This is a genomic window from Cupriavidus sp. HE11 (assembly GCF_056097175.1).
The window spans coordinates 898,679-919,447 of the sequence record NZ_CP184464.1 but is presented as its reverse complement, the minus strand read 5'-3'; the positions used below and the strand labels follow the sequence as shown (position 1 = coordinate 919,447).

Sequence of the window (20,769 nt, the reverse complement as noted above, 5' to 3'; positions counted from 1 at the left end):
GAACTTCGCGTGCGGGCGTGCGTCGGGATGCACGTCCGGAAACGCCGCAAGTTAGCACGTCCCCGCGCCGGACGTATTAGCCCTGATGTGGGTGCGGGATGCGGCTACATGCGGTGGTCGTGCATGGCGCCGCCGCTCAGGTCGACCATGTCGGGCTGCACGTCGGCAAAGCGCACCACCTTGCCGCCGTATGTATCGACAAACTTCTTCGCGGCGTCTTCATGCTGGAATCCGGCAATTGTCGGCCCCATCGATCCCCGGCGCCGGCTGCCCACCACGTAGAACCCGGAGCGCGCATCGAACCAGTGCCCGCGCGGCTTGTCCCAGTCGGCCAGCGCCATATCCTGGGTGTACACGGCGGTCACCTTGCGCACTTGCTCGGGCCGCAGCAGCGTGCTGAACATCTCCACGGTATCGCAGTACCAGACCGGTCGGGTCTGGTCGCCGAAGAAGATCTGCGCCTTCGGGCCCGGATAGTCGGCCAGCAGCATACCGTCCAGGTCGCAGGTGGTGGCCGGGTCGAAGTCGGCCGGCGCGATGGCGACCGCTGCCGTGCGCGAGCACGCGGCCAGCAGGCCCTGGATCGACAGCAGGCCAAGGCCCACCAGTACGGTGCGACGGGTCAGGTGCGTGCGGATCATGTCCGGAATCTCCAGATGGCAAGCACCAGCGGCGCGCCAATCCACGCAAGCATGGCGCCGCCGAGTGCCCAAGGGTTGGCGAGAATGGGGGGAACGACGCTCGCCAGGCCGTACATGTCGCGCACGGCGTCCAGCGAGAACACATTGAGAATGCGGAACAGGTCGGCCGGGTTCAGCAGCAGTACCGCCGCCATGGCTGTATCGCCAAACTGGCCGCCGGTGGCGACCAGCGTGCCCAGCAGCAACAAGTCGAACACCAGCACGAAGAATAGCCACAGGGCGATAGCCAGGCCCGAGGCCCGCGCGCGGTCGCGGGCGATCACCGAAAGCAGCACCGCAATGCTCAGGAAGGCCAGCCCCAGCAGCACCGCGCTGCCGACAAAGCGCAGGAACTGGCCGAGCATGCCGGTGCCGAACTGCGCGAACAGCAGCACGCCCACCGTGGCAAAGCCTGCCAGTGTCGATAGCGTCAGCGCGGCCGCCAGGCCCAGGTACTTGCCAAGCAGCAGTTCCAGGCGCGTCAGCGGGTAGGCCAGCAGCAGGTCCAGCGATCCGCGCTCGCGTTCGCCGACAATCGCATCGAAGCCCAGCAGCAGCGCAATCATCGGGATCAGATAGATCGCCAGGCTGACCAGGCTTGCCACGACAAAGGCCGCCGAGCGCATGCCGATCTCGCCCTGCTGCGCGCCGCCGAAATAACCGATGACCAGCGAAAACGCCGCGAAGACCAGCGCGATAGCCAGCACCCAGCGGTTGCGCAGGCGGTCGCGGAACTCCTTGTTCGCCACGGTGGCGATCTGACGCCATTCAATGCACTGCATGCCGGGGCTCCGCGCCAAAGAACACATCCTCGAGCGTCGGCTCGTCGATGCGCAGGTCGTCGATACAGTCTGCCAGCAGCCCGACCAGCGTCATCTTGGTCTCACGCGGGCAGTCGAGCCGGAATTCCAGGCCGGTGCCGTGCAGGCCCACTTCGGGCAACGATTCCAGCCGCCGGCGGATCACGGGCAGCGTGCCCGGCACGATGCGCACGCGTAGCTGCAGCGGCAACTTGTGGCGGCCGCGCAGCGCGTCCACAGTGCCCATCGCCTGCACGCGGCCATTGGCCAGCAGCGCCAGCCGGTCCACGCGCTCCTGCAGCTCGCTGAGGATGTGCGAAGTGATGACGATGGTGACGCCCGCTTCTTTCTGCTCGCGCAGGATCGCGTGCACATCGCGCAGGGCCAGCGGGTCCAGGCCATTGCTTGGTTCATCTAGAAACAGCACGCGCGGCGCGCCCAGCAACGCCTGCGCAAAGCCCAGCCGCTGCCGCATGCCCTTGGAATACTCGCGCACCGGACGTTGTGCGGCGTGAGCCAGCCCGAATCGTTCCAGCAGGGCGGGGCAATCTTGCGCATTCGCGCCTTTCAGGCGGGCGAAGAAGCGCAGCGTTTCGAGCCCATTGAGGTTGTCATAGAGCACCAGGTTCTCGGGCAGGTAACCGATGCGCCGGCGCGCGGCGCGGAAGGCGGCGGTGCCCACGGCCGCACCATCGATCTCGATGGTGCCGCGCGACGCCGGTACCAGGCCCAGCATCATCCTGAACAGCGTGCTCTTGCCCGCGCCGTTGTGGCCGATCAGGCCGAACATCTCGCCCGCATGCATCTGCAGGCTGACGCCATCGACGGCGTGCACGGCGCCATAGTGCCGGGCCACGTCGCGCAGGACCACGGTTGCGCGGGATGTGCCGGAATCGGATTCTCTAGGGTTGGTCACGCCAGTGACTCCATTGCGGATGATCGGGGGCCATGCGCGGCGCGGCATCGACCACGCCGGGTACGCGCATGACGGGAAACTGTCGGGACACCACGCGCAGCGCCTGCACGGCGGGGCTGGCGAACAGCAGCTTGACGGCCGGATGCCGCCAGGTGAGGCGATCGACCACGTCGTTGGCTTCGTAGGGCATGTCGCCAATGCCGTCGCCATTGCGGTCCCAGCCCAGGTAGTTGCTCCAGTGATTGCCGCCCGGCTTGCCGGCCGCGTCGCCCCAGGGTTCGTCGCGTGCGCCCACATAGCGCACCTGTTCCTGGTTGCCGATAAAGTCGTTGCGCTGTACGACATTGCGCGTGGACCCGGCTGACAGGTGCACACCCACCCGGTTGTCGATCACGAGATTGCCGCGCAGCGTGACGTATTCGGCGTCGTAGATAAAGAAGCCGCGCGCGTTGTCGGCGACGACATTGCGCTCCACCACGGCGTCCTGCACGGTGCGCAGCATGATGCCGTGGTCGACATTGCCCCAGGTGCGGTTGTTGCGCACGGTCTGGTCGCGCACTTCCATCAGCGCCAGGCCGCCGCGATTGCGGTAGCTTTCGTTATCTTCCCAGAGGTTGTAGTAGGAATTCATGTAGTGGCTGCCATAGCGGCTATGGTGCAGCCGGTTGCCACGGAAGACGGCATGGTGCGAGACATCCACGTAAAGGGCGTCGCGCACAAAGCTGATCTGGTTGTCGAGAATCCGCGCCCCGCGCGTGTTGTAGAGCTGGATGCCATTGCCGCGTTGCGACGACTGGTAATCCCGCTTGCCGGTGATCACATTGTTCGCCACGCGTACGTCGTTGGCCTTCTCGATCCAGAGGCCGAACAGGTTGTAGGTAAGTTCGCAGCCGGTGACGACCGCGCGGTGCGCGCCGGGCATGATGTAGATGCCGGCCTCCTGATGCTTCAGGCTGTCGCCGGAATCGCGCACGATCAGGCTGTCGAGCATCACGTCCGGGGCCGTGACGGTGATCGTGTTGCCGCGCAGCCCGCCACTGATGGTGGGCCGGCCCAGGCCGCGCAGTGTCAGTGGCTTGTCGATGCGCAGGTTTTCTTCGTAGTAGCCGTGTGCGATGCGGATTTGGTCGCCATCTCGCGCGGCCGCGATGGCCTGCTGGATCGACGCACCCGGATGGACATCGATCACGGCGGCACCGGCCGCGTTCGTGATGAACGCGAGCCCCAGCAGCCAGCGTCTGATGGAATCGATCATGGTGCGGCCTGTCCGTCCGTCTGCGGGGTCTGGCGCGTCTGCGGCGTCTGCTCTTCGGCAACCGGCACGATGGGGATGAAGTACCCGTTACGGCCGATAGGGGTGAGCGGCAGGCCGTCGCGCTCGCGCCGCTTGCGTTCCCTGGCCAGCGGCGGGCAGGCATGGGCATCGGTATAGAGCACCATGCAGTCCAGGCACAGCAGGCACTCGCGCGGGTCGATGCGGCCCTTGTCGTCGATGGCCTGGGCCCCGCATCCCACCGCGCAGGCCTTGCAGCGCGTGCAATCGGGTTTGCGACGGATGCCGAAGACCCGGAACATGCTCGGAATCGCCAGCGATGCACCCAACGGGCACAGGTATTTGCAGTAAGGCCGCTCCGTGAACAGCGACAGGCCCAGGATGGCGCAGACGAACAGCCCGAAAGGCCAGGCGCGATTCTGGATGCCAACCAGGAACGTGGTCTTGAACGGTTCGACCTCGGCAAGCTTCTCGGCCAGGCCCATCGACAGCAGCGAGACCCCCAGCAGGCCAGCGAAGACGCCGTATTTCAGCCATTTCAGCTTGTCATGGACCTTGCGCGGCAACTGGAACTGGAAACGTCGGAGTCCGACCAGCCGGCCGATGCGGAACATGGCTTCGGACAGCGATCCGAACGGGCAGAGCCATCCGCAGAACAGCCCGCGTCCCCAGATCAGCACCGTGGCGGCGATAAAGATCCAGAACAGGAACACGAACGGATCGGACAGGAACAGCGACCAGCGCCACTGGAACAGCAGCGAATGCACCCACGTCAGTACCTGCGTGACGGACGGCTGTGCCATCGCGCCAAAGCCCACAAACGCGATGCTGATGGCCCAGGCGCTGTACTTGAAGATGTTGACCGGCCACTTGTTGCGCTGGGTAGCACGGCGCGTGAGCTGGTTGCGGAACGCGTGCACCACGGCCACAGCCACCAGGAACGCCGCGAACAGGCCGATGCTGACCGCGCGCGATTTCCACGCTTTCAGCCATGCGGGCGTGGGCGTTTCCACCTTGGGGCGTCCGCCTGCCAGTAGTTTGGCAGGCAGCCAGTATTCGGCATCGAAGCTCGCGAAGGTGCGCGCGCCGGTGGCACGGTCCACGCGATTGCCCAGGAAAACCAGCTTCCAGGGCCAGGCCGCGGAGAACGCCCCGGAGCGCACGATGAAGATGGCCGATTCGTTAAATGGCGGTGCGTCGTCGGGCGCCAGGCCGTAGAGGTTCAGGTAATCGAGATCGCGGAACGTAAAGGTGTCGTCGCCCTGGCGGATCTGCACGCGGTCGTAGAGCCCGCCGCGCACGAAGCCCGATCCCTTGAACGATTCCTTGCCCGCCGTGCGGATCACGAAGATCGCATTTTCTCCAGCACGCAGGCTTTGCCGCAGGTTGTCCCATCCGCGCTCGCCCAGCACGCTGCGTCCGACGTCGGGATGGTTCAGGTCGCCGAACCAGAGTTCGATGAACGGCTCCTTCGATGACGCAAGCCCGACCTGGCCATTCTCGATGCGCAGCGTCTTCACCAGCCCCTGGTCCACCAGCGACTTCCAGGCCAGTTTCGGATTGCCTGGCGCGAACTGCGCCGCGGCACGCTGCACGGGCGCCAGGATGCCGACCTGGCGCGCCACGGCCGCGCCGGAGGTCATCAGCACCTGGTTCTGGGCGATGACGGTCACGGTGGCGCCCGAAATGGCATCGACGCCAAGCACCCCTTCGTCCGGGCGTGCACTGCCGATCTCGATCTTGTCGGTCACCGACTTGCCGACATACTGGGCGTTGAAGCGTGGCAGCGCGGTCTCGGGAATCCCGAGCAACAGGATCGGCTCGGAGTGCTTGAGCACCTTGATGCCGACAAAGCGGCCGCCATTGTCCATGCCGATCAGCGTCACCACCGGCTTGCCGGAATAGGCCGGCGTGTCGGTGATATCGGTCGACAACATCACGTAGCCCAGTCGCGGGCGCTTGCCGTCGGCGCCTGCGGGGCCGTAGGCCTCGACGTATGGTGGCTGGCCCATGCGCACCGAGAACGTATCGGCGCCAGGAAAGACGTCCTTGCAGGACACCCGGGCACACAGGTCGGGCGCCGTGGCAAGGTCGGCGGGCAGGTGCGCCTCGTAGGCCGTGTCGGCCAGGGCGGGGTGCCACGCGTGGGCGGCAAGAAGCAGCGCGGCCAGCATGACCGCGCGCAATACGGATAGGAGTGACATGGCTCGGGGGCGTCGCCCGTCCGCGCGTGTGGGGACTGCGCGGACGGCGGGGCTGGCGTCAGGCTTCGACGATCATGCGCGTACGCATCTCCAGATGCAGCGCGTGGCAGAAGTGGGTGCAGTAGCACCAGAAGACGCCCGGCTTGTCCGCGATAAACGTCACGGAGGCCGTTTCCTGCGGGTTCACGATGAAGTTGACGTTGTACTTCGGGATCGCGAAGCCGTGCGTCAGATCCTCTACCTTGTCCAGGTTGGTCAGGATCAGCGTGACCTCGTCACCCTTCTTCAGCTTGAATTCGCGCAGGCTGAACACGGGCGCCTGCGACGTCATGCGCACCGTCACCTTCTTGCCTTCGCGCGTGACGCCCGACTTGTCCGGGCTGACCGCCAGCGGGAAGTCGTCCATCGCATAGACCTGTTTCGGCTTCACCAGGTCGCGCTTGAAGATGATGAAGTCATGTGGTTCGCCGCGCACCGGGTGGTCGGCCAGCAGCACCATCTTGTCGCCGGAGATATCCACCAATTGTTCGTTCTCCGCGTGCAGCGGGCCCACGGGCAGGAATCGGTCCTTCGAGAACTTGCAGCCTACGGCCAGGTACTTGCCGTCGGCGGCAATCGTTTCCGACTGCGATGCATTGACGTGGCCCGGCTGGTATTGCACGTCGAGCCGGTCCACCACGTACTTGGCGCTCTTGTCGCCGCCGTGGAAGCGGATGGCCGCGTCGACGTTCCATTTCACCAGCTGGCTGTCCAGGAACAGGGTGGTGTAGGCGTTGCCGCGTCCGTCGAATGCCGTGTGCAGCGGCCCGAGGCCCAGTTCCACCTCGGCCACGATGGCGTCGTCGATCTTTTCCATCTTGCCGTCGAACCAGTCGAGCACCTTCGACAGCTCGATCACGGTACAGGTGGGCGACAGCTTGCCGGCACAGATAAAGTACTTCTGGTCCGGGCTGGCGTTCACGCCGTGCGGATTCTTCGGCACCGACACATAGGCGGTCAGCGCGGTCTTCGGGTCCTGGTTGGCGGCATGCGTGCCGTCCACCACGGGCACTTTCGAGTCGCCGTAGGTCTTGAACTTGCCGGCCTTGACGGCCGCCTCGATGCGGGCGACGTTGAAAAACAGGCAGGCGTCGCGCTCGGCGGACATCATTTCCTCGAAGTGCGCGCCGTTCTCGGTGTTGTACTGGTTGGTGGCGGCCAGCTTGCCGTCATACGACGTCGCCACGAGGTCGCAGTTGCCGTCGATCAGCACCTGCCAGCGCACGGCCATGGTCTCGGCGTCGACGCACGAGAACAGGCTGCGGTACTTCGTGCCGTCATCGGTCGGCGTATTGGGCAGCGGAATCGCGAACTCTGCGCCGCAGAACACGCGCGTGGTGTAGTTGATGGCCGGGTCCACCGGATCGCGCTTGTCCGGGAAGATGCCGTGGAAGCCCTGCACGTTGGGCAGTTCGGTGATCTTGTCGCAGATGAAGTAGTCGAGCCGGATCCGTGCGATGCGCGAGTTGATCTTGTCGTTGATCCACGCATAGCGGCCGTCGTAGTTGCCGTCCTTGTACGACGCGTGCGTATGGTGCGAGTCGCCCACGGTGTAGCGCAGCGAGCCGTCCGCCCGGGTGCCCATGACCTTCTTCGACTCGTTGGTGATGCCCCAGCCCACCAGCGCGTCGGGCACGAAGCACGGAATGCGCAGCAGCTCGCGGCCCGACGGCAGGCCCAGCACGCGCATGTCGCCGGTGTGGCCGCCGCTCCAGAGGCCGTAGTACGTATCGAGTTCGCCCGGCTTCAGGTGGACGTTGGCGGCGCTGCCGCCGTGCGACGGCGCGGGCGCCGCCTTGCCTTCGCTGCTGGCGCCCGCCACGGCGGCGCCCTTGTCGGAACATGCTGCGATACCTGCCAGGCTGGCCATGGCGGCCGTGCCCAGGAACTGGCGGCGACCAATTCCGCCTGCAGCGTTCCTGTTCTCGTTCTGCTTGCTCATCGAGACCCTCGGGATAGTAATGACCGGCTTTCCGGCCAGAAATGAAATCGCACTGGAGTTGGCGAGATATTCCCGGCACTTTCCAAAGAGGGGATTGATGGTGGTCAACGAATCAAAGAAATTATGATTCTCAACAACAGTTTGATTTGTTCCAACTCGCGCGGCTTGCGGCATTCCTAGAATGGCTGTTTCGCTAAACAACGGGAACGGATCATGGAACAGGCCAACGCTTGCCACGCGGTGGAGGCGCAGATGTCCGCGCACGGTGCGGCGCGGCGCCGATGGGTGCAGGCCGTGCCGTTGCTGGCCGCGGCGCTATGGCTGAGGCCGGCGCTAGCGGGCGTGGGCACGGCGCAGTCTTCGCGCACGCTGATGGGAACGCGCGTCGACATCACGGTGGACGGCGTGGCCCGGCCCATCGCAGAAGCGGCCATGCAGGCGTCCTGGACGGAGATGACCCGCCTGGCGGACATGATGAGCCGCTACCGGCTGGGCAACCCCGTTCACGCGTTGCAGTTGTCGGCGGGCCTGCAGCCGGTGCCGGTGCCACCCGAGATGATGCGCGTGCTGACGATGGGGCAGGCCGTCTCGGCACGCAGCCAAGGCGCGTTCGACATGACGGTGGGGGCTCTGACCGGCTGGCGCTTCGATCGTGCCGAACCCGTGGTGCCGGCCGCCACCGAGATTGCACGTGAACTGCCGCTGGTGGATTACCGCGATCTGCGGCTCGACCCGCAGCAGCAGACGGCATACCTGCGCCGGCGCGGCATGCGGGTGGACCTTGGCGGCATTGCCAAGCTGCCCATCCTGCAGGCCGGCATGGCCGCCCTCAAGGCGCATGGCGTGGCGGCGGCAATGATCAACGGCGGCGGCGACGTGCTGGTCAGCGGGCATCCGCAAGGCCATTCGGGCGCCGGTTCCCGCGAGCGGGACTGGCGTATCGGCGTACGCGATCCGATGGCGCCAGACAGGTTGATTGGCGTGCTGCGCGTGCGTGGCGATGTCGCGGTGGCGGCGTCAGGCGACTACGAGCGTAGTTTCACGGTGGCCGGCAAGCGCTACCACCATATCCTCGATCCCGACACCGGCATGCCGGAGCAGCGCATGCGCGGGGTGGTGCTGGTGGCGCGCCAGGTCGACGCCGTCAACGGCATGGGTCCGGCGATGATGGTGGCGGGACAGGCAGCAGGACAGCGCTGGCTGGGTGCGATGCCGGGCGTGGATGCGCTGATGGTGGATGCGGCGGGCCTGCGCTGGATGTCCGCCGGCATGCGCGAGCGGCTTGGCCCGTGCAGCGGCGAACCTGTCTGCACGACCTGACATGCAGGCATTATCCCGAGGCATCGAAATGCCTCGTTACACGGCTTACAGAACGAGCGTCCTCCGGCGAACGGCCTGCGGCATTAGTGGAGGCAGGGCAACGGCCCTGACAACACGAAACCGCAAACGTCATCCATCGGAGGAAATCATCATGAAGCGCCATTCCGTCTTGCTCGCCGGCCTGTTCGTCGCGGCGTTTTCCGGCATCGCCAGCGCACAGACCGGTGCCGTCGTCCATGACACGCAGCGGGACATCAATCAGCAGCAGCGGATCGAGAGCGGCCTGCAATCGGGCGCCCTGACCACGCGCGAGGCGGCGGGCCTGGAAAAGCAGGAGGCGCACGTGGATCGCATGCAGGCCAACGCGGAGCGCAACGGTCGCGTGTCGCCGCAGGAGCAGGCGCGCATCCAGAACGCGCAGAACCGTGTGAGCCAGGACATTGCGCATGACACCCACAACGGGGCGATCGGCAATCCGAACAGTGTGTCGTCGCAACGGATGCAGGCCGATGTCCAGCGCAATATCCAGCAGGAAACGCGCATCCGCAATGGCGTGCAGAACGGCTCGCTGACCAACCGGGAGACCGCGCAGCTGGAGCGCGGCGAGGCGCATGTGGATCGCTCGGAAGCCCGCGCTGGCCGCAACGGCCATGTGAACGCCGGTGAGCAGGGTGCGGTGACACGTGCCGAGAATCATGCCAGCGGCCGGATCTATCGGGACAAGCACAACGGCCGCGTGCGCGGGTAAGGCCGGTGCCGGCCCCCTCTGCCGCGTGCCGGGAGAGGGGGTTGCCGGCTAGTCCGCCACCGCCACGTTCACCTGCTTCAGTGCGTGAAACGGTTCCAGCTGGGCGGGCGAGGCGTCGGCGTCGGTGACCAGCGTCCAGGCGCGCTCCAGCGGGGTCCAGTGCTGCTGCCGGGCGCGGCCGAGCTTGGTGGAGTCGACCAGCACGAAGATGTCGGCGGCCTGGCGGATGATGCATTCCTTCAGGTAGGCCTGCTCCGCGCTGGCTTCGCACAGGCCCACGCCGGCCACCACGCCGTCTGCGCCCAGGAATGCCTTGTCGACGCTGATGCGTGACAGTGCCACCTGGGCCAGCGGGCCGAATGTGCCCATGCTCGACGGGCGTACATCGCCGCCAATCAGCGTGACGCGGATCCTGGGCAGGCCGGCCAGCGCGGTCACGGCCAGCAGGTTGGTGGTGTAGACGTGCAGGTCCTCGCGCGCGGCCAGCAGGCGGGCCAGCGCGGCGGCCGTGGTGCCGCTGTCCAGCAGCACCGCATCGCCGTCCTGTACGAAGCTTGCCGCCAGGCGCGCGATGGCTTCCTTCTGGTCGCGCTGCAGGGCCTTGCGTTCCTCCAGCGATGCCTCGGGTTCGTGGCCGCCCACCTGCATCAGTGCGGCGGCGCCGCCGTAGGTGCGGACGATGCGGCCTTCGCGTGCCAGCGCGGTCAGGTCGCGGCGCACGGTGGCCTCGGACACGCCAAGGCTTGCAGTCAGGCGTTCGACGTTGGCGTCTTCGCCGGCAAGCACGAGTTCGAGGATGGCGCGGCGGCGGTCGGCGGCTTTCATGAAGGAGACAAGAAAAAGGGGATCGAAAAACGATCCCCGATCTTACAGCAGTGCAGGCGCCGTCAGATGCGCACCTGTGCCATCAGGCGCGGCGGGTGGCCAGTTCCGCGCCCTGGCGCAGCGCTTCGAGCAGGCTGCGCTCGTCGGCGATGCCCTTGCCGGCGATGTCGAACGCGGTGCCGTGGTCAACCGACGTGCGGATGACCGGCAGGCCGACGGTGATGTTTACGCCGGCTTCCAGGCCCAGCACCTTGACGGGGCCGTGGCCCTGGTCGTGGTACATCGCCACCACCAGGTCGAAGTCGCCCCGGCCGGCGCGGTAGAACAGCGTATCGGCCGGCAGCGGGCCTTCCACATCCACGCCCTGGGCGCGCAGCGCTTCCACGGCCGGGATGATCTTCTGCTCTTCCTCGCCCTGGCCGAACAGGCCGTTCTCGCCGGCGTGCGGGTTGATGCCGCACACGCCGATGCGCGGGGCGGCAATGCCGGCGCGCTTGAGCGTGGTGTTGCCGCGGTCGATCGTGCGCTGTACCAGGCCCGGCTCGATCTTGCGGATGGCATCCATCAGGCCGATGTGGGTGGTCACGTGGATCACGCGCAGCTTCGGCGCCACCAGCATCATCGACACTTCGGGCGTGCCGGTCAGGTGCGCCAGCATCTCGGTATGGCCCGGAAACTTGTGGCCACCCGCGTGCAGCGCTTCCTTGTTCAACGGCGCGGTGCAGATGGCATCGATCTTTTCCTGCTGCGTGAGCTGCACGGCACGCTCGATGTAGCGGAACGCGGCGTCGCCGGCCACGGCCGACAGCTTGCCGAACGGCAGGTCTTCCGGGATCAGGCCCAGGTCGATGCAGTCGATCGTGCCCAGTTCGAAACGGGCCTCCTCGGGCGACGCAATCGGACGCACCTTGAGCGTCGAGTTGACCAGGCGGGCCGCCTGCTCCAGCCGGCGCGCGTCGCCGATCACCAGCGGGCGGCACTGGGCGTAGACGCTCTCGTGCGCCAGGCTCTTGACGATGACTTCGGGGCCAATGCCCGTGGCATCACCCATCGTGATGCCGATTACCGGAATGTAGTCGCTCATTTGTCCATGTCCCGTTCAGTGGGGAAATCAGTCTTGGCGCATGGCTTGCCAGGCAAGCCATAGCGCGGCCTCGGTGCCGAACGCGCCCGCCTTGGTGGCAATGCGGCGCGTGGGGCCCGTGGTGGTTTCGGATAACGGCACGCCGGCTTCCACTTCGCGCTTCAGCGTGAGGGCGCCGATGCCGGCAGCCGCCAGCATCGCACGTGCCGTTTCGCCGCCGGTGGCGATCAGGCCGCCGACGTGTGCGAAGCAGGGCAATACCAGACGGGCCAGTGCAGTCGACAGTTGCGGCCCTTCGGCCGGGTCGAACGCGTCGTCGCGGCCGATGCTGACCAGCAGGTCGCGGCCCGCCATCAGGCATTCGGCAATCGATTGCTGCGAGGCGATCCACGCCGCGTGATGGGCCCCGTCGCGCAGCGCCTGGGGCGGCACCACCAGCGCGTCGATGCCGGCCTGCTCGCAAAGATAGCTTGCCTGTTTGCCCGACACGCCGGACATGCTGCCCACCAGCGTCAGCACCGGACCTTCGTGGCGGGGCGCCGAGGGGGCGGCGTATTCCACGCCACGCACCGGTGCGGCCGTCGACAGGGCACGCGCCAGGCCGCCCGAGCCCACCCAGAACACCGGCGACGCCAGGTCGACTGACGCCTGGGCCAGCGTGAGCAGGTCGGCTTCGGTTTCGGCATCGCTGACCACGGCCTGATAGCCCTCGGCCTGCCAGGTTGCCAGTTGCGACTGCACGGCGGCCATGCCGGCGCGCAGCGTGTACAGGGAAATGCGCGCGGTGCGCAGGCCCTGGGCCTGGAGCAGCGCCACCATGTCGGCGGGGCCGTTCAGCCCTTCCAGGCGCCAGATGTCGGTGTCTTCGAGCGGCTGGCCGTTGACGAACATGCGGCCATCGCGCGTGACGCGGCCCGTGGCCGGGAAGGCCGGGGCCACGACGGCCAGGCCTGCCACCGGCTGCAGCGCGGCCGTTTCGACGGCCCAGTTGCCGCGCAGCGTGGAATCGATCTTCTTGTAGAGCCGGCGGTGCGCAGCGGTGCCGCAACGCCAGGCTTCGAGATTGCGCGCCGCGGCGTCGGCCGGCGCCAGGCGGCGGCTGTCGACGTCGGCGGCCACTACATCGGCACCGCCAACTTCCGTGGCTGCCACTGCATCCAGCGTCACCACCGTGCGCGCGCCATGCGCGGCGAAGCCGATCGCACAGTCTGCCGCGCCGGACAGGTCGTCGGCGATGATCAGCCAGCTCATGCGGCAGTCCTGGCCATGGCGGCGTTCGTCCGCCGTGCCACGCGGCGCGCCACGAAGGCGGTCAGCAGCGGGGTCAGCACGGAGGTCACCACCACGCAGGCTGCCACCAGGATCGTGGCGTGTTTGGCGGCCTCGGTGTAGGCCGGATTGGCGGCCGCCACCAGTGTCGGTACGGCTGCCGCGTTGCCTGCGGTACTGGCGGCTGCAACGCCCGCCACGCCGGTGCCACCGCTCAGGCGGTCGGCGATATAGAGTGCGAAGCCGGTCACCACGACCACGGCAACGCCCAGGCCCAGGCCCAGCATGCCGGCCTGCCAGACCTTGTGCAGGTCCAGGCCGGCGCCCAGCGCCAGGGCGAAGAACGGAATCATCACCGGCACGGCCTTGCTCAGGAATTCGCGCATCTCGCGGTCCAGGTTGCCCAGGATCATGCCCAGCATCAGCGGCAGGATGCTGCCGACCAGCGTCGGCCACGGGAAGGCCGACAGGCCTGCCACGCCCAGCGTGACCATGGTCAGGAACGGGCCCGATTCGAGCGACATGATCGTATAGGCGCCCACGTCCTCGGGCTTGCCGTACTGGCCCATCAGCGCCATGTACAGGCCGCCGTTGGTGTCGTTCATCGCTGCCACCACGGCCAGCGTGGACAGCCCGGCGAACATGCCGGCGCTGATCGGCGCCTCGCCCAGGAAGTGGCCCAGGATCACGCCCAGCAGGATGGCCGTGCCAACCTTGGTGGCAAACAGCACGCCGCCCTTCTTGACGATGTAGGGGGTGGCCTTGACGCTGATGCTGGCGCCCATGCAGACGTAGAACACGGCCAGGACCGGCAGCGCGCCGGTGAACAGGGCATTGGTGAACGACCCGAAGAACTTCGGACCATCGGGGGCAAACGTTGCAACCAGCGAACCGATCAGCAACGGCACGATCATCATGCCGCCCGGCACGCGCTCGATGGCGCGCTTGATGTGAATCTGCATCCTCGTCTCCTGCCGCGCGGGTGCGGCAACTGTGTGTTTTGCGCAGGTGTTTGATCGAATCGATCAAACGTGGGCCGAAGTGTAGGCCAAACGATCAGTTTTGACCAGTTCGGTCATTAAAATGATTGAAATGATCATATGGTCACTCGGCCGCCTGCGCGACACGCGTTGCGCTATCGTATGACTCCCGCTGTTTGCCACCTACCTGTCAATTGGAACTGGAGCCCAAATGAGACTGATCGGCATGCTCGATTCTCCCTACGTCCGCCGCGCGGCCATCACGCTGCGGCTGCTGGGTTTGCCCTATGCGCTGGAGCAGGTGTCGGTGTTTCGCACCTTCGAGCAGTTTCGCGCGATCAACCCGGTGGTCAAGGCCCCGAGCCTGGTTTGCGACAACGACGTGGTGCTGATGGATTCGACGCTGATCGTCGACTACGCCGAGGCGTTGGCCGGGCGCAGCCTGATGCCAACGGAACTGGCGGCCCGCCAGCGTGCGCTGCGCATCGTGGGGCTGGCGCTGGCGGCGTGCGAAAAGGCGGTGCAGCACGTCTACGAACACAACCTGCGCCCGACCGAGAAAGTGCATCAGCCGTGGGTGGAGCGTGTCGATGGTCAGTGCGCCAGCGCCTTCGCGTTGCTCGAAGCCGAGATGAAGGCCGTGCCGGTGCCGGCGACCGAGCAGGCGCTGGATCAGGCCGGGCTGACGGCCGCCGTGGTGTGGACGTTCACGCAGGCATTGCTACCGGGCCGGGTAGCGCCTGTAGCGCATCCGGCGCTGGCTGCATTCACCGCTGCGGTGGAGGCGTTTCCGGCCTTCCGGGCATTGCCGCACGCGTAAATGTGATGTGTTGACTGAGCAACATTGCACGAACCCTGCGCCTGCGATGCGATACCCCACCAAGACCCCCACAAACGGGTGATGTGGCGCTAGTCGCGTTGCATCACGATACGCGGCGGGGTGACAGGATCCTTGCCCCGCTACCACTTCTGCCCCGCGACCTCCCCGGCCAGCGGGGCTTTTTCCTTATAGGGCCGACCTGGCGCTCTCAGGGCGCTCTTCGGGTCTTCATCGCGCCTTCAGGATGGACTCGATCTGCGCGGCCGCATGGCGCAGCGGCGGCAGGTAGTGCTTTTCCAGATATGACTGGTCGCGGCTGCCCAGCACCATGCTCAGGCCCAGCCCGGCCACCACCTTGCCGCTCTGGTCGGTCAGCGGCACCGAGATGCCCGCGAAACCATCGACCAGTTCGCTGACCAGCGTGCAATAGCCATCGGCCCGCACTTGCGCGAGCTTGGTCGCAAGCGCGGGGCGGGAACTGATCGTAAAGGGCGTCAGCTTGCGCAGTTCGGCACTGTCCAGATAGGCGGACAGCGCGTCGTCGTCGAGCCCGGCCAGCAGCACGCGCCCCAGCGAATGGGCATAGGCGGGCATGCGGCGGCCAATCGCCATGTCCACGCGCAGCAACTGGCTGGGCTCCTCGCGCGCCACCAGCACCACCGACTCGTGGTCCAGCATGCCGATGGAGCAGCTTTCGCCGGCCTCGGCACAGAGTGCCTGCAGGTAGGGGCGCGCAAGTTGCGGCAGGTTCATCGACGCAAAGTAGGCATAGCCCAGGTCCATGACCCTGGGTGTCAGCACGAACTGGCGGCCTTGCTGTGCCACATAGCCGTTGTGCGCCAGCGTCAGCAGCAGGCGGCGCGCCGCGGCACGCGTCACATCGAGCTGCTCGGCCACGTCCTGCATCGTCAGACGCCCCGTGCCGCCCGCGAACAGGCGCAGCAGGGCCAGGCCCTTGGTCAGGGAGTCGAGCAGTTCTTCCTTGCGGGGAATCTCGGTGGCGCTGTCGGCGAGCGCATCGGTGGCGGCTTCGGCGAGGGATTCGGTGGCTTTGGCGTCGCTGCGCGGCATGTTGGATCGAACGGATCGAAAATCGAAATAAGGGGTTTCTGCGGGTCACACCTGACTTGCGCCTGGCCGCCCGATCCGTATGATAGATGTTTCGCGAACATTTGTTCGCAAAACGTGGATCGGTAGAAACCACGACAGATCAAGACTCAGGAGGCGGCAATGAAGGTGATCACCACCGCGCAGGCGGCGGAACTCGTCCAGACCGGCTGGACCGTAGCCAGCGCGGGGTTTGTCGGCGCCGGCCATGCCGAGGGCGTGACCGAGGCGCTGGAGCAGCGCTTTCTGCGTGATGGCCTGCCGCGCGACCTGACGCTGATCTATTCCGCAGGGCAGGGCGACCGCGGCGCACGCGGGGTGAACCACTTCGGCAATGCCGGCATGACGCGCGCCGTTGTCGGCGGGCACTGGCGTTCGGCCACGCGCCTGGCCACGCTGGCGATGAACGAGGATTGCGAAGGCTTCAACTTGCCGCAGGGTGTGCTCACCCATCTGTATCGCGCCATCGCGGGCGGCAAGCCGGGCGTGCTGACGAAGATCGGCCTGCACACCTTTGTCGATCCGCGCACCGCGCAGGACCCGCGCTACCACGGCGGTGCGGTCAACCAGCGCGCCCGCGACGCGATTGCGGCGGGTACTGCGAACTGGGTCGAGGCGGTGGATTTCCGTGGCGATGAATACCTGTTCTATCCAGCCTTCCGCATCGATTGCGCGCTGATCCGCTGCACCGCGTCGGACCCGCGCGGCAACCTGAGCACGCATCGCGAGGCGTTCCACCACGAACTGCTTGCCATGGCGCAGGCGGCCCACAACTCGGGCGGCATCGTGATCGCGCAGGTCGAGTCGATCGTCGACTACCACGAGACGCTGCAGTCGATTCACGTGCCCGGCATTCTGGTGGACTACGTGGTGGTCAGCGAGCAGCCTGCGCATCACCAGATGACATTTGCCGAGACGTACAACGACGCCTACGTGCGCCCGTGGCGAGGCGAAAAAGCCGATGCCGCGGAGAAGGCGAAGGAAGCCCAGGCGTTGCCGCCCGCGTCGGCCCCGCTGGACGCCCGCACCATCGTGCAGCGCCGCGCCGTGATGGAACTGGCCGCACGCCGGCCGCGCGTGGTGAACCTGGGTGTCGGGATGCCGGCCGCCGTGGGCGCGCTGGCGCACCAGGCCGGGCTCGACGGCTTCACGCTGACCGTGGAGGCGGGCCCCATCGGCGGCACGCCGGCCGATGGCCTGAGCTTTGGCGCGTCGGCCTATCCCGAGGCCGTGGTGGACCAGCCCGCGCAATTCGATTTCTATGAGGGTGGCGGCATCGACCTGGCAATCCTGGGCCTGGCCGAACTCGACGGCCACGGCAACGTCAACGTGAGCAAGTTTGGCGAAGGCGAGGGCGCGCTGATCGCTGGCGTGGGCGGCTTTATCAACATCACGCAAAGTGCGCGCGCGGTGGTGTTCATGGGCACGCTGACGGCCGGTGGCCTGGAGATCGGCGCCGAGGGCGGCATGCTGCAGATCGTCAGGGAGGGGCGCGTCAGGAAGATCGTGCCCGAGGTCTCGCACCTGAGTTTCAACGGCCCGTACGTGGCGTCGCTGGGCATTCCGGTGCTGTATGTGACCGAGCGCGCCGTGTTCGAGATGCGTGCCGATGCCAATGGCGAGGCCCGCCTGACGCTGGTGGAAATCGCACCGGGCGTGGACCTGCAACGCGATGTGCTCGACCAATGCGCCACACCGGTGGCCGTGGCCGACGACCTGCGCACGATGGACGCGCGCCTGTTCCAGCCGGGCCCGATGCGGCTCTGAGTACAGCGCAGCGCCAGAGATTCAAGAAATTACGAGAACGATTACGAGAACAGGTCCGCTGTACCGGGCCGATATTGGAGGAAGCACTGTGCAACACCGTCGTCAATCCCGTCGTCTGGCGCTTTCCGCGCTGGCCCTGGCAGCCGTGCTGCCGTTTGCATCGGCATCGGCGCTGGCGCAGCAGAACTACCCGGACAAGCCGATCCGCCTGGTGGTGCCGTTCCCGGCCGGTGGCCCGACCGATACCGCCGCGCGCATCATCGGCCAGAAGATGGGCGAGACGCTGAAGCAGACCATTGTCGTCGACAACCGCCCAGGCGCCTCGGGCACCATCGGCACCGAAACCGTGGCGAAGGCCGCGCCCGACGGCTATACGCTGGTGATGCTGGCAACGCCCACCCTGCTGGCGCCGTACCTGCTGCCGCGCAAGGGCTACGACATCTTCAAGGATTTCACGCCGGTTGGTAACGCCTACGAACTGCCGATCGTGATGGTCGTGAATCCGCATGCGCTGCCCGATGTGACCGACCTGCAGTCATACATCGCCAAGGCCAAGGCCGCCCCCGGCAAGATGAACTACACCAGCGCCGGCAACGGCAGCTTTGGTCATCTGTCGACCGAGCTGCTGAAGAACCTGGGCCACTTCGACGTGCAGCACGTACCGTACAAAGGCAGCGCACCGGCCATTTCCGACCTGCTGGCCGGGCAGGTGCCGATGATGTTCTCGGACATGATCGCGGCGCTGCCGCATATCAAGGCCGGCAAGCTGCGCCCGATCGCGGTGGGTTCGAGCAAGCGCGTCACGTTTGCGCCGGAGGTGAAAACGGTGGCCGAGCAGGGCTTCCCTGGGTTCGACGCGTCTTCGTGGGGTGGCCTGCTGGTGCCGGCCGGCACGCCGAAGGACGTGGTGGCGAAACTGTCCGACGCGCTCAAGGGCGCGCTGGCCGATCCGACCGTTCAGCAGAAGATGCTGGGCGCCGGCACCGTGGCGTCGTACCTGCCGTCCGACCAGCTCGCCACCCGCATGCAGAACGACTACGCGAAGTGGGGCAAGGTCATCAAGGACAACAACATCAAGAGCGATTGATGTCTGTGTGAATCCGGCGCGCCTGGTCCCGCTGCGGGGTGTACGGGGCCGGCGCGCATCGTAAAAGCTCCAAACTCGGCGCCAGATTCAGGCCTGCACGGCCAGCGTCTGCTGGAACTGCGATACACCGTTCAAATCACGAAGGTCCACGGTCAGCGCGCGCGACGCGGGATCGATGTTGACCTCGCCAAAGAACTGGAAGCCGGCAAACGGCGACATGTTCTGGGCAGTGGGCGCTTTCTGGAAGACGACGCGCGGGCCGAACGTGTTGTCGAGCGGATTCGGCCCGAAGCTGCCCGCGTTGAGCGGTCCGGCCACGAATTCCCAGAACGGATCGAAGTCCTTGTACACGGCACGCTCGGGCGCATAGTGGTGCGCGGCGCAGTAATGCACATCCGCCGTGAGCCACACCACGTTCTTCAGTCCGGCCTGTTTGATCCGCGTCAGCAGACGTGCGGTCTCCAGTTCGCGGCCCAGCGCCGGGCCGTCGCCATTGGCGATGGCTTCCCATCTGGCGCGTCCCTGCGCGTCCTTGCCGTCCGGCACGCCCAGGCCAATCGGCATATCGGCGGCAATCACCTTCCATGTGGCCTGCGACGCCGTCATCTCGGCCATCAGCCAGTCCAGCTGCGCGTTGCCCAGGAATGCGGTGGCGGCGCTTTCCGTGGTTTCGCGGTTATAGCCGTTCGGGCCGCGATAGCTGCGCATGTCCAGCACGAACACATCGAGTAGCGGGCCATACGAGATCTTGCGATGCACGCGCTCGGCCAGGCCCTGGCGGTGCCAGCGCATCGGCGCGTTCTCCAGGAAGGCGCGGCTGCCACGGGCCACCAGCAGGCGCACATCCTTTTCCTTGTAGCGGTTGTCGGCCGACAGGTCTTTCGAATCCGACCAGTTGTTGGTCACCTCGTGGTCGTCCCATTGCCAGATCTGCGGCACCTGGCTGGCGAAGCGGCGCACATTGACGTCCATCATGTTGTAGCGATGGCGGCCGCGGAATTCCTTCAGCGTTTCGGCCACCTTGCTGACTTCCTCGGTCACTACATTGCGCCAGATGCGGCCGTCCTCGGCCTTCTGCTCGGCGGTGATCGGGCTGTCGGCGTAGATCGTGTCGCCGCTGTGGATGAAGAAGTCCGGGTTGCGCTGGCGCATGGCCTCGTAGATGCGCATGCCGCCCAGGTCGGGATTGATGCCCCAGCCCTGGCCGACGGTGTCGCCGGACCACACAAAGCGGATCGGCTTGTCGGCCGTCATGGCCCGGGTGCGGAAGCTGCCTTCCATCCACGCACCCTGGCCACGGCGTTGGCCGGGTGCCTCGAACGCCACGCGCACGTGATACTGCTGGCCCGGCAGCAGGCCGGTCAACTGGGTGCGGGCCGTGAAATCGGTCTCGCTGCCGGCCAGCGGGCCGGAGATCCGCATGGCGTTGCGGAAGCCGGGCTCGGTGGCGTATTCGACGATCATGCGCGATGGCTGTCCGGCGCGGGCCCAGACCACCAGGCCATCGTCCGATGGGTCGCCAAGCTGGATACCATCCGGGGCTTCCGGCCGGCCGGAAGCCGCCAAGGCCGGCGCGGCCAGCGCCGCGGGGCCAAGCGTGCCCAGGCCGGCTGCCAGCCCGGCTCCCAGGCCCAGAAAGCGGCTGGAAGTGCGCAGGAAGCTGCGGCGGGTGGCGTCGGAGGGCGTGGTTGCGGACGAACTGGCGGGCGAACTGGTGAACGGCGAGGGCAGGTGGGTCGTCATGGCGGAATGCTTCGGATGTCAATGTCTATACATGGCCGGGCCGATATCCTCGCCAGCAATTGTGACGCGTTGTTGACACGTCATTGACATGTCAAACGCCGATACTGCCCTTCAGTCCCGGTGTGCGCCCCGTGACTCTGGTGGTAGAATCCAAGTCTTTGATTT

The 20,769-nt window shown here is 66.5% G+C and carries 17 protein-coding genes; 5 read left to right on the top strand and 12 right to left on the bottom strand.

The window, feature by feature from the left end; all coding sequences use genetic code 11:
• Positions 1–104 precede the first annotated feature (104 nt).
• The 6 genes from ACOABP_RS04310 to nosZ are packed head-to-tail and all read right to left on the bottom strand — an operon-like array spanning position 105 to position 7,854.
• Positions 105–641 (bottom strand): nitrous oxide reductase accessory protein NosL, encoded by a 537-nt coding sequence (locus ACOABP_RS04310; protein ID WP_474227110.1) that lies wholly within the window; start codon positions 639–641, stop codon positions 105–107.
• Positions 638–1,462 carry an ABC transporter permease gene (locus ACOABP_RS04305; protein ID WP_474227109.1) on the bottom strand — a complete coding sequence of 275 codons (825 nt, stop codon included), beginning with the start codon at positions 1,460–1,462 and terminating at the stop codon, positions 638–640. Before ACOABP_RS04305 ends, ACOABP_RS04310 begins: the two co-directional genes overlap by 4 nt.
• Complete coding sequence (locus ACOABP_RS04300) at positions 1,449–2,396, bottom strand: ABC transporter ATP-binding protein (RefSeq protein WP_474227108.1); 948 nt, start codon at positions 2,394–2,396, stop codon at positions 1,449–1,451. Before ACOABP_RS04300 ends, ACOABP_RS04305 begins: the two co-directional genes overlap by 14 nt.
• The gene (locus ACOABP_RS04295; RefSeq protein WP_474227107.1) at positions 2,383–3,651 is read right to left on the bottom strand and encodes a nitrous oxide reductase family maturation protein NosD; all 1,269 of its coding nucleotides are present in this window, start codon (positions 3,649–3,651) and stop codon (positions 2,383–2,385) included. Before ACOABP_RS04295 ends, ACOABP_RS04300 begins: the two co-directional genes overlap by 14 nt.
• A complete protein-coding gene (locus ACOABP_RS04290; protein WP_474227106.1) occupies positions 3,648–5,873 on the bottom strand; it encodes a 4Fe-4S binding protein in 2,226 nt (741 codons plus the stop codon). Before ACOABP_RS04290 ends, ACOABP_RS04295 begins: the two co-directional genes overlap by 4 nt.
• 58 nt (positions 5,874–5,931) lie before the next feature.
• Positions 5,932–7,854, bottom strand: a complete 1,923-nt coding sequence (gene nosZ / locus ACOABP_RS04285; protein ID WP_474227105.1) for a TAT-dependent nitrous-oxide reductase — start codon at positions 7,852–7,854, stop codon at positions 5,932–5,934.
• Between the two features lie 213 nt (positions 7,855–8,067).
• On the opposite strand from nosZ, the gene ACOABP_RS04280 reads away from it, so the two are divergent.
• Positions 8,068–9,174: an FAD:protein FMN transferase gene (locus ACOABP_RS04280; RefSeq protein WP_474227104.1), complete on the top strand. Its 1,107-nt coding sequence runs from the start codon at positions 8,068–8,070 to the stop codon at positions 9,172–9,174.
• A 151-nt stretch (positions 9,175–9,325) separates the two neighbouring features.
• Positions 9,326–9,922 (top strand): OmpH/Skp family outer membrane protein, encoded by a 597-nt coding sequence (locus ACOABP_RS04275; RefSeq protein WP_474227103.1) that lies wholly within the window; start codon positions 9,326–9,328, stop codon positions 9,920–9,922.
• A gap of 48 nt (positions 9,923–9,970) precedes the next feature.
• Here ACOABP_RS04275 and ACOABP_RS04270 read toward each other — a convergent pair whose 3' ends face one another.
• The 4 genes from ACOABP_RS04270 to ACOABP_RS04255 all read right to left on the bottom strand — a co-directional run bounded on the left by ACOABP_RS04270 (position 9,971) and on the right by ACOABP_RS04255 (position 14,062).
• Positions 9,971–10,747 (bottom strand): DeoR/GlpR family DNA-binding transcription regulator, encoded by a 777-nt coding sequence (locus tag ACOABP_RS04270; protein WP_474227102.1) that lies wholly within the window; start codon positions 10,745–10,747, stop codon positions 9,971–9,973.
• Positions 10,748–10,829: 82 nt separating this feature from the next.
• Positions 10,830–11,831: a 4-hydroxythreonine-4-phosphate dehydrogenase PdxA gene (gene pdxA, locus ACOABP_RS04265; RefSeq protein ID WP_066731532.1), complete on the bottom strand. Its 1,002-nt coding sequence runs from the start codon at positions 11,829–11,831 to the stop codon at positions 10,830–10,832.
• Between the two features lie 27 nt (positions 11,832–11,858).
• Complete coding sequence (locus ACOABP_RS04260; protein ID WP_474227101.1) at positions 11,859–13,082, bottom strand: four-carbon acid sugar kinase family protein; 1,224 nt, start codon at positions 13,080–13,082, stop codon at positions 11,859–11,861.
• Complete coding sequence (locus tag ACOABP_RS04255) at positions 13,079–14,062, bottom strand: 2-keto-3-deoxygluconate permease (RefSeq protein ID WP_474227100.1); 984 nt, start codon at positions 14,060–14,062, stop codon at positions 13,079–13,081. Before ACOABP_RS04255 ends, ACOABP_RS04260 begins: the two co-directional genes overlap by 4 nt.
• Positions 14,063–14,291: 229 nt before the next feature.
• On the opposite strand from ACOABP_RS04255, the gene ACOABP_RS04250 reads away from it, so the two are divergent.
• On the top strand, positions 14,292–14,900 hold the full coding sequence (locus ACOABP_RS04250; protein ID WP_474227099.1) for a glutathione S-transferase: 609 nt from the start codon (positions 14,292–14,294) through the stop codon (positions 14,898–14,900).
• A 228-nt stretch (positions 14,901–15,128) separates the two neighbouring features.
• Here ACOABP_RS04250 and ACOABP_RS04245 read toward each other — a convergent pair whose 3' ends face one another.
• On the bottom strand, positions 15,129–15,971 hold the full coding sequence (locus ACOABP_RS04245; protein WP_474227098.1) for an IclR family transcriptional regulator domain-containing protein: 843 nt from the start codon (positions 15,969–15,971) through the stop codon (positions 15,129–15,131).
• A 159-nt stretch (positions 15,972–16,130) separates the two neighbouring features.
• On the opposite strand from ACOABP_RS04245, the gene ACOABP_RS04240 reads away from it, so the two are divergent.
• Positions 16,131–17,774 (top strand): acyl CoA:acetate/3-ketoacid CoA transferase, encoded by a 1,644-nt coding sequence (locus ACOABP_RS04240; protein ID WP_474227097.1) that lies wholly within the window; start codon positions 16,131–16,133, stop codon positions 17,772–17,774.
• Positions 17,775–17,862: 88 nt separating this feature from the next.
• Positions 17,863–18,861, top strand: a complete 999-nt coding sequence (locus tag ACOABP_RS04235) for a Bug family tripartite tricarboxylate transporter substrate binding protein (RefSeq protein WP_474227096.1) — start codon at positions 17,863–17,865, stop codon at positions 18,859–18,861.
• Positions 18,862–18,948: 87 nt separating this feature from the next.
• Here the strand turns inward: ACOABP_RS04235 and ACOABP_RS04230 are convergent, their stop codons facing one another.
• On the bottom strand, positions 18,949–20,604 hold the full coding sequence (locus tag ACOABP_RS04230; protein WP_474227095.1) for an alkaline phosphatase D family protein: 1,656 nt from the start codon (positions 20,602–20,604) through the stop codon (positions 18,949–18,951).
• Positions 20,605–20,769: the final 165 nt, after the last annotated feature.